Source organism: Acutalibacter intestini, from assembly GCF_034334985.1.
GTDB lineage: Bacteria > Bacillota > Clostridia > Oscillospirales > Acutalibacteraceae > Acutalibacter > Acutalibacter intestini.
In genome coordinates this window covers 1-9822 of the sequence record NZ_JAWXXL010000034.1, presented here as the reverse complement: position 1 = coordinate 9822, position 9822 = coordinate 1, and the positions used below count along the sequence as shown (strand labels likewise).

Annotated in this window: 8 protein-coding genes; all 8 read right to left on the bottom strand. The window is 53.3% G+C overall.

Annotated features, from left to right (window positions below):
* On the bottom strand, positions 1–830 hold an 830-nt coding region (locus U8U68_RS17420; RefSeq protein WP_322203088.1), incomplete at its 3' end, for an MSCRAMM family protein.
* A gap of 154 nt (positions 831–984) precedes the next feature.
* On the bottom strand, positions 985–1557 hold the full coding sequence (locus U8U68_RS22705) for a recombinase family protein (protein ID WP_437124447.1): 573 nt from the start codon (positions 1555–1557) through the stop codon (positions 985–987).
* A gap of 108 nt (positions 1558–1665) precedes the next feature.
* Positions 1666–2094: a recombinase family protein gene (locus U8U68_RS22700; protein ID WP_437124446.1), complete on the bottom strand. Its 429-nt coding sequence runs from the start codon at positions 2092–2094 to the stop codon at positions 1666–1668.
* A gap of 109 nt (positions 2095–2203) precedes the next feature.
* Complete coding sequence (locus U8U68_RS17410) at positions 2204–2371, bottom strand: hypothetical protein (protein WP_166545030.1); 168 nt, start codon at positions 2369–2371, stop codon at positions 2204–2206.
* Positions 2372–2435: 64 nt separating this feature from the next.
* On the bottom strand, positions 2436–2777 hold the full coding sequence (locus U8U68_RS17405; protein WP_322203085.1) for a plasmid mobilization protein: 342 nt from the start codon (positions 2775–2777) through the stop codon (positions 2436–2438).
* Positions 2778–3003: 226 nt separating this feature from the next.
* Positions 3004–3765: a DUF6017 domain-containing protein gene (locus U8U68_RS17400; RefSeq protein ID WP_322203083.1), complete on the bottom strand. Its 762-nt coding sequence runs from the start codon at positions 3763–3765 to the stop codon at positions 3004–3006.
* Between the two features lie 740 nt (positions 3766–4505).
* On the bottom strand, positions 4506–7367 hold the full coding sequence (locus U8U68_RS17395) for an S-layer homology domain-containing protein (RefSeq protein ID WP_322203081.1): 2862 nt from the start codon (positions 7365–7367) through the stop codon (positions 4506–4508).
* 27 nt (positions 7368–7394) lie between these two features.
* Positions 7395–9713 carry a winged helix-turn-helix domain-containing protein gene (locus U8U68_RS17390; RefSeq protein WP_322203079.1) on the bottom strand — a complete coding sequence of 773 codons (2319 nt, stop codon included), beginning with the start codon at positions 9711–9713 and terminating at the stop codon, positions 7395–7397.
* Positions 9714–9822: the final 109 nt, after the last annotated feature.

Sequence of the window (9822 nt, the reverse complement as noted above, 5' to 3'; positions counted from 1 at the left end):
ACGATGACCGGGTTCTTGCTGTCGTTGATGATTTCAAATTGGATGCCGGAAAAATCCGCGTTGCCCTGGGGCGTGCTACCGGTGATACTGTCCCGCTTTTCAACGGCAATGCCGCCCCGCATGACTGTATCCGTCACGCTGGCGGTGTTGTCATTGAACTCATTGTTAGACCCTGCGGGAATCTCGCAGAGCTGGGTGGATACATCGCTGACCAGATACCCCTCGCCCGCGCTGATCTCCCGAAGCGTCCAGTCCTCGCCATAGGGGAAGTAGTCGGTGGTGAACTGGCCATTTTCGTCCGTGGTGTACTCCTTGACCAGCTCATTGCCCTTGTAAACGCCGTACTTTGCCCCAGCCAGGGAGCCGTTGCCCTGGGGTGTGGAGCCGGTTCTGTCGTCTGTTTTGGTGACCGTCACCCGCCAGCGCTTCAGCTTGTTCTCGAAGTGGATGGAGGCAGTCTGCCCCTCGGTTAGCTGGAAGGTCTGTGAGTCCGGCTTGACGTATTTGTTGGGAACATTGATTTCAGTGGCGGTATAGGTGATTTTGCTCCCATCGGCGGCGTAGATGGGCAGTCCGTCAATGTCAATGTTGCCGCTGGCGTCGGTGGTCTTTGTGGTGCTGCTCCCATCGCTGCCGGTGATCTGGAACTGTATGCCCTCCACCTTTCCGTCCTCGGAGGTCTTGACCAGACCTGCGCTGCCTACCGCATCGGTCTTGAACTTGATGTAGCAGCGGACCGGTTCGCCACCGGCGGGGTTATAGGTGGCAAAGTCCTGCTGGGAGGGATCGCTGGTCTGCCAAACAGCTACAGCGCCCTTGCCGCCAGCCATGGAGCTATTATTGTCAACTTGGGACGATGTTTTCGGATTGAGGATTGCTTCAGTCGTAGAAAGCGTTAGAGTATTTCCATTGCTGACCACGGAAACTCCGGGAATAGATCCCTGGAATTTAAACCGGCTGAGTACTCCATTGGTATCCGTAACACTAGCGTATATAGTGCATAGAGCACTCGCCCAGAGCAAAGGCGTTCTTCGCGCAGCGGTAGTACCAGTACGGCTTTTTACCCTGATGATTCTCCACAAAAGACATCGACCAGCCACAGTCCGCGCACTTTACCAATCCCGCAAATACCTGTGTCGTACCGTTTTTCCGTTCCCTGCGGCGGTTGGCAATCTGTTGTTGAACTCGGGAAAAATCATCCCGGGAGATGATGGCATCATGGGTGTTCTCCACTGTAAACCACTCAGATTTCGGCTTAGTCGTTTTCTGCTTTGACTTGAAAGAAACCGTCCCCGACTTGTTGTGAACGCTGTCGCCAATGTAAGTCTCATTGCGGAGAATGTTCTTCACCTGCCCCACCGTCCAGGCGTAACGCTTGTTTTCCGGCTGGTCGGCATACTTGTTGGCATTCGTCCCATAGCGCTGGAAGTTGAGCCAAGCCGCTGTAGGGATCTTCTCGGCAATCAAAGTGCGGGCGATTTTCTCGGCCCCAACACCGCTCAAGGACAGATTGTATATCTTCTCTACAATCCATCGGGTTTCCTCATCAATCAGCAAATGCCCTTTCTGATTTGGGTCTTTCACATACCCAATAGGCGCGCAAGCGCCATAGTGTGCGCCATTGGCAAACCTTGCACGGAACGCCGCCTTGACCTTTTTGCTGGTCTACCGGGCGTGCATTTCATTCAGAATATTGAGGAATGGGGCCAGCTCATTCTCACCGTTAAGGGTGTCTACATTGTCATTCACGGCAATATAACGCACACCTTTGCTGGGAAAGTAAATCTCCGTATATTGGCCGGTCAAGATGTAGTTGCGACCAAGACGGGATAAATCCTTCGTCACCACGCAGTTGATTTTGTCATCCTCGATGTCATCAATCATGCGCTGAAACGACGGCCGGTCGTAGTTTGTGCCGCTCCATCCATCGTCCACATACTCGTCAATGACGGTCAACCCATGCTCTTGGGCGTACTGCCGCAGCATCATGCGCTGGGTCTGAATACTACCGCTTTCGCCTTGTAGTTCATCGTCACGGCTTAATCTCATGTAGAGCGCAGTCTTGTAAATCTTTGTATTGCTCGGTTGTTTCACTCAAAAAACCTCCTAAAAAAGAAACAACCCACGCTTATGTAATACTCACTAAGTTCAGTATAGCACAAACATGGGCCGATTTCCAGCTTTATTTTACTTCAAACATCTCTCAGGATGCAGCGCGGTGCACAGCGTCCTCCAGTAAATTATCGATTGATTTTCCCTGCTCCGGGAAGTGCTCCGACACCTTGATTTTGTATTTCCCCACCACGAAATACTGGGTGCCGCTTTCCGACCTGACAGTCCTTCCAACAGTTTCCTTCTTGTCTTTCGCCATAGGCCTACCTCCATAAATGAAAAATGCCCAGCAGGAAACTCCCGCTGGGTTCGTGCAATCTTGCTTATTCATCATCAAAATCAACTTCATCAATCTGGCCTGTGACTGCCTTTTCAATACGCTGGATAGTGTCCCGCAGGCGCAGAACCTCTTGGTAGTACGCACCTTCATCAACAAGGCCAGTAGCATTGGCCATAAACGCAATCTGGTTCATGTTATTGCCGATCTCTTTCAGTTCACGAGTCATGCCATAGTAATCGGCTGGCGGAGCCTCCCGAGGCTTATAGTCGTGAATCAGCAGCCGGATGTAGCCTGACCTTGTAAGCCCACATTTGCGCGCCTTACGGGTCAGGCGCTTGTAGTCCTGCTCGGTCATTCTCATGTCGAACTTCTTCTGGTTATTCAAATAATCATTCCTCTCAAAATAGAATATGTCTAAAAACAAGGGTCATAGGGTACGCCCTATCCAAGCTGCGTTTGTCCGCACACTCGTCTATACGAGTGTCGGGACAAATGCGATGCTGGCTCGTACCGAAAACGCCTTTCAGCCGTTTTCTCCACTTACCGCCTCACTGACGCTCGGCGGGACGCGCTCCGCGCTCATTTGGCCATGTCATGGGCCACTTTCGCGGTTAGTAGCTGTCCATAGTTGTGGGGGCGTTGAACAGCATAGCCCGCAGGTACTGCTTGATGTTGCGCACCTCGCTGGTGTTGGCGTGAAAGCAGTCGGCAACATACTCGATATGTTCGGAAGTTAGTTTGAGGAATTTGCTCCTTACAACCTCTGCCGGATAATCATCGCTGGCAATACGCACTACCTTACGCTGAGTGCATACAGTTTCCACTATGATGTCCACAAGCTCGTCCAGCAGTGGCTTGTCTACCACATCTACCAGGTGGTCGTACTCAATGTTTTCTTTTACCAACTGCTCATAACTGGCATAACCCGTTTCAAATCCAATCCTATCCTCTCGGGAAAGGATGGGATTGGATATATCTATATTTATTTTATCTTTACTTTGTTTATCTTTATTTAGTTGTGTGCCGTTTTCCATCGGCAGTTTCTCCGTTAGCGGATTATCCGTTGTCGGGTTTTTGCACAACGGCTGTTCGTAGACATTGTAGATGATGTTTGCCAGTTTGCCGCCGCTGCCACGCCTCTGTACTCGTTGCAGGTAGCCAGCCCGTTCCAACTCGTTTATGGCTGAACGGATAGCCCCTACGCCCTCGCGGTTGATGTAGGCCAGCCCCGCGATGGAATAGTCCCAATCATCCGGCAGGGCCAGCATTTGCGAGAGCAGTCCCTTTGCTTTGAGGGAGAGCGCCGGGTCGCGCAGGTGGTGATTGCTCATTACTGTGTAGTCCTTGTCGTGCCGTACTCTGAAAATTGCCATAGCATCACTCCTTGAAAGTATTCTATGTGATAGGGCGACGCTCCTGGTCACCTAAAATGGGCATGAAAAAAGCGGCGTTCAGCCGAAGCCAATACGCCGCTTTGCGGATTTGGGAGTACCAAGTCTACTCCCCTCTAATTATCTTACCACTAATATTATACACTTGACAAAATCAAAAATTCCACTTTTTTCTACTCAATGTTGGTGAAATAAATATTTTCTAATTATGTCAAATTGAAATTATATAAAAATAAACCAAGTTCATAAAAAATTTACATTTGAGAGAATGGCTATGGTAGTGGCGCTAAACGCCGTGAACTCCAAAAGCAGATGTGCAAGTTGCACACTTACTTTTTTTGTTCGGTATCTCTAACTGTTGGCAGCAGAAAAAACCAAAAATGTAAAATGTAAACTTGATTTTCTGATTTGAGGTCATGGAAAAATTTGCCGCAACCTCAAAGCTGGTCCGCCGAAATTTGTTCACAAATCATATACCTCGCGAGAATCAGAACGAAATATCTTCATTCCGATTTTCACTTGAGCATTATACGCCTCTTCACTACGCTACTTTTTCACATTACAGATTGTAGCACATCATTTTTCGTTTGTCTTCCGATAGACTTCCGATATTTGAGGTCGTGGCAGATTCTGCCATGACCTCAAAACTGGTCACCGAAAATCTTTCGCCCACCAAAACGACATTTTGCCGTTTTGATTTTTGTGGGTTTCTTTTGTTGCAGTCAGAGGTTGTTAACAAATTTCATCACCATCTGCGCCGCCTCAGCCCGAGTAGCGTTCCCCCTCGGGTCTAGCACACCGTTCCCCTTGCCGTTGACAATACCGCTCTCATGGGCCCAGCACAGGGCTTTCCACGCATAGGTGCTTACCTTCCCGGCGTCGCTGAAATCAAGCTCATTCTTGCGCGGTTCGGGGCTCCCGGCGTACCGCCAGAGCATCACGGCCAAATCCTGCCGTGTAATAGGCAGGTCAGGAGCAAATTTGCCCCCTCCAACTCCGGCAACGATACCTTCTGCCGCCGCCCAATTTACCGCGTTCGCGTACCAGCCGGTGGTCACATCGCTGAATCTGCCGCTGCCGGACTTGGGCCTGCCTTCATTGTTGTAGATGATCTGCGCGAACTGAGCGCGGGTCAGGCTGTCGTTAGGGCCAAACCTGCCGTTTGCGTAGCCAGACATCAGACCGTTCTTGCAAACAAACTCCACCGCTTTGATGTACCAACCGGTATCACTCACGTCCGGGAATGGGTTCTTCCATGGCTCTGGCGATTGGCTGGGGGATGTGGTGGGTGTGGGGGGTGGCGAGCCAGTCGGCGTAGGGCTGGGGGAGTCCGTAGGCCCTGGGCTGGGCGTTGGCGTCTGAATTGGTACAAAATCGGCCTTCACGGTCACATCCCTGCCGGGCATTTTGAAGGTGAACTTGCCGTCCCTTTCAGTGAGTTCCACAGTCTTATTCTGGCTGTCTGTAACGGTGATTTTGTCCAGCTTATAACCATCGTCCGGCTTGACTGTCAGTGTCACCGTGCCGCCGGAATAGATGCTGGTAGGGTTGGCAGTGACAGTGCCATGCTCGGTCTTGTCGACCTTCACGCTGTAGTAACTAACAGGAGGATACCAGCCGCCTCCGCCGCCAGAACCTCCGCTGGACGACTTCTTTACCCAGCCCAAAGAGACCGGCGACAGGCCGGTGACAGTGAACCGGATACCTTCCGCTGTCTTGGTAACAGCGGGTTGCTCCGTTGCTCCGGGAGTCTTGCCAAAGTCGGTGGTGGTAAACATATGGGTCACAACAAAGTCATGGGTATTCTGGCCAGTCCCCTCCGGGTAGGGCAGGGTAACGGTAAGCCTGCCCTCTGCCGGGAAATTATCTCCAGTGGCAGGTGTCCAATTCTTTCCGCCGTCATCGCTGACCATCAGCGATACATCGTACAGTGCAATATTCTCTGCGGAAACGGCACTGTTTGCCTCTGTCACCGCCAGCTTCATGGCTGTTTCCAGCTTTGCGGGGGTGTTCAGTTCAGCATGATTCGCTAATCCCGCCGGTACGGTAGAAATTCCTGTTTCCACTTCCACCTTCATCTTGTCTTGTTCCGTGTCGGCAGGCAATTCCGGCGGGCGAGGGACTACGTCCACCTTGTTAATAGTAAACGGTACTGTTACCATGCCAGTATAGTTCCCTTTGCCTGTGACAGTGACCGCATAAGTACCTGGCTCGGCTTCAGTGGGAATAGCGGCGGTATAGTCTATGTCCGTTGTTAATGCTTTGCCGCCCAGAGTGACGCTTCGGATGACCGGGCTGTGAGGCGAGCCACTGTAGCGAAACGCGGTGGAGTCCAGTTCAATCTCAGCGTTTTCTATGGAGGCGGGAAGTATTTTTACCATAAAACTCTTTTCACCCAAATCTCCTGGCAGCTTGGCTGTAAGATTCAGGTCCGTGGGAGACAGGGCGCTGGTGTCAATGGTGATCTCCTCATTCAGATTCCCCTCCGCCATTTTCGTTTGACCATTGTAAATCTCCACGGCAGATTCTATGGCTGGGGTGGTGGTCAGCGTAACCCTTGTGGTTTCACCGTAGGTGCAAAGAAGGGGCTCTGCGGGGACGTTCAAGGTTACACTGCTCAATTTGACAGATGTCGCGAAAGAGTTGTCGCTTTCCCGAATGAATTGCGAATCTACAATTCCGCCGCTGGGCTCAATAAGCGCCAACCCCTCTATGGATAAACCGCCCGGCGAAAAGACGGCGGTCATTGTGCCCACTGCTGTAATTTCAGACAGGGAAAACGTAGCGCCCTCCGCGGCATAAATGCCAAATGACGCATTTCCCAGCGAGGTAACCTTCGCCCCATCACGGATAGAAAGGTTACTGCAGGAAATGGTGGTAGTTGGGGCATTCTCATCCGCCCAATTTGAGGAGGCCCATATGGTTCCGCCAGATATGCGCAAATCCTCCATTGCGGAAATCGCGTAATATTCTTCACAGGAAGTTTTTATCTCGCTATTTGTGATGGTAATGCCGCCCTCGCTTGCATGGATGGCGCTGGCGTTATTGCCTCCTGAGGCAATTTCGACTTTGGAGTTTTTAATGGCGAGATTGCCTTTTGGGCAAAATATCCCTTCGCCGGGGCTGGCTGCCTTCAGGGTGCAGCCCTCTATGTTTAAGTCCCCATATGCCATGATGAGGGAATTGTTGATATCACCAGACAGTTCCCCGCCTCCCATGACAGTAATAGTGGGATTCCCAGTTCCTACGGCAGCGTCAATAGCGCTTCCGGCAGAGGATATCTGGTTCTTTCCAATCAGTTCTATCGTGATGGGCCTGTCCCCTGGCAGAAAGATAGCGGTGGTTAGCGCACCAGGCGCAAACGCTGTAACATTCATCCTGATGCCATTCAGCGTCAGCTTATATCCACCGTCAACCTCCTCCCAGGTATAGCCCGGGCCTTGGGCATGGGTTTGGCCTTCCCCCTCTCCTACGTTGGTAAAGTTCAGCGTAGTCGTAAGCGTCTCATTTGCCCCCAGTGCAGCAGGCGGACACATTCCCAGGCACAATAGCAGCGCAAGCAAAATGCTCAATAATTTTTTCATACCGATACCCCCAAAAAATAAAATAATTTATATCAGCCCCAAGGCCCGGGCGGCGGCAATGGCCTGCGCCTTGCCCGAAGCGCCCAGCTTGCGGTAGTTTTCCTTGATGTGATAGCGCACGTTGTCGGACTTCATTCCAAGCCGTTCGGCAATCTGAGTGGCCGAAAGCCCCTCGCTTTGCAGGCGTAAAATCTCCAGCGCCGTGCTTGAAAAATCCTCCCGTACGGCGTTCCTGGGCGAAAGATAGCCTGGATAGCGCCGGGACATCTGCTGGGTCTCCTCCAGCACCTGCCGAAACCAGGGACTGTCCCGGCCATGGGCCTTGAGCAGCGGCAGAATAGCCGGCCCCAGCTCGCTGATGAACCGCACAAAGTGATAGCTCCCGGCCTCGTCCAAAGCGGCGGTCAGCATGGCCTCCCACTCCGTCCCCAGCCGCTGGCGTACAATGGCCCCCAGCACCCCGGTCTCCATGCGGATGTAGGTCCTATAGCAGCGTTCGGCGTACTCGCTAAGCTTTTCTAGCAGGGCCAGGGCTTTGAGGTTTTCGCCCAGCGCCAGGTAACAGCGCACCTTGGTGAGATACCGGTAGCGCTCCATGGTGATGAACTCCTTATCCTCGTCCGGCGCGGCCTTCATCCACTCCCGGACCGCGTCCATGTCCCCGGCGTAAAGGGCTATCCTGCACCGCATAGCCTGTATATTGGGCAGCATCTGCATGACCCGCTGCGCCTTTGCCGCCGACTGGAAAGAGTCCAGAATTGCCCCCGCGTTGACAATATCCCTTTGCAAAATCATCATCCGCACCCGTTGTCCCACCGCCGCAAAGGCAATCTCCAGCCTGCCTCCGGACTCGGTCTCCACCTGGCCCCGGGAGAGCAGGGTCAGCACCTCGAAGGTTTCGCCGCCCTTCTCAAAGAGGCTCTCGCCCAGGGCTACTTTCGTCAACCCCTTGCCATAGCTCCCCAGCACCCGCTCTACGAGAGGGCCTACCGTTCGTGCTAAAGCCCGGTCGGAGCGGCTCCACTTACAGAAGTCCTTGCCGCCGTTCATGGTGCTGGGCACGTTGCTGGTAACAGAGAACTCCGGCAGCCGCACCCCCTGGTCCAGGAGTATAGCGGGCGCTCTCAGCATGATTTTCAGCACATCCCGGCTCCCCCGGTGGGGCAGGCCGATATCAAGGTAGCAAAGGCGGCTCTGGGCCTCGCGCTTTGTGCCGCCAGTGGCCGTCTTGGCAAAATCAGCCAGCTTTTTGTACCAATACTCGCTCTTTTCCGCGTCCATGAGCATAGAGTGGAGCATACTAAGCCCCGCCATAAGCACCGGACTTTTGGCCGCCTCGCCCTCGTCCATGCAAAGATAGTACTGCCGCAGCTCATAGTAGTGGCCTGCTCCAGGGTTCGCCCGTGCGTTGCGGACCAGCAGCTCCCTGATCTGCCCCCAGTCCCCGCAGCGCTCATACATTTCCAGCGCCTCGGAGATATTCCCGTTCATCTCGTACCAGACCCCGGCATTTTTGGCGCAAGTTCTCAGCTGCTCCTCTCCCAGCGATTGCTTGGCCCTTTCACGCAGAGCGTGCAGGAGCACTGGTCTCAATCGGTATACATCGCCCTCCAAAAACAGGAAGTTTCCGGTTTCAGCCGCCCTTTGCAAATAAACCGAAGCCTGACGGCTGGCGGTAATCAGCTCGGCCAACGGCAAGGTGAACGCATCCACTACGCTGACCCGCATGAGAAATTCCAGCAGTTCGCTGTCCCACTCCACCATCACGTAGTCGGTAAGGTACCGGGCGAACGCGTCGTGGATTTCCTTTCGCATCTGCGGTCCGGGAGCCATGCCCTCGGCCATTTTCAGGGCCGCATGGCGTACCGCGTAGGCGTTTCCCTTGGACTTCTCCGTCAGGAACTGCAAGCCGTCCTCGGTGTAGGAAATTCCCAGCCTATCCAAGTACCCGGCAATTTCCTGCCGGCCCAAGCCCAAGTCGGTTTCCTTGATCACCATAAAACCCACGTTGATGTACTCTGGCATAAGCCATGCGGGCACCGGGCTGCGGCTTATGAGTATGAGCCACACATCAGGCGCAGCTATGATACGCCTGACCATCTCCCGCCGGGATTCCTCTAGCAAATGCAGATTGTCCAGCACCACAATCCCTTGGGCTGGGACGTCGCTTTCATCCCAGCGCCTGTTCCCGCAGTCCAGATATGCGGGGCGGCACTTCTCCATGTATTTCTGTATAAAGGCCGTCTTGCCATAGCCGGTGGCGCCGTAGATATAGGCGGTCTGCCCGAGGCTATTCGCGGCTTTCAGCTTGCGGTAAGCGCTCCCCGGTATGATATACTGTTCCAATGCTCACACCTCCACCCTAAAAATGCGCGCAGAAAAGCCACAGGAAACACGATAGTGCTCCTGTGGCTTTTTGTGATATGGAGTTGAAATGGGCGCAGTTATGCCTTGC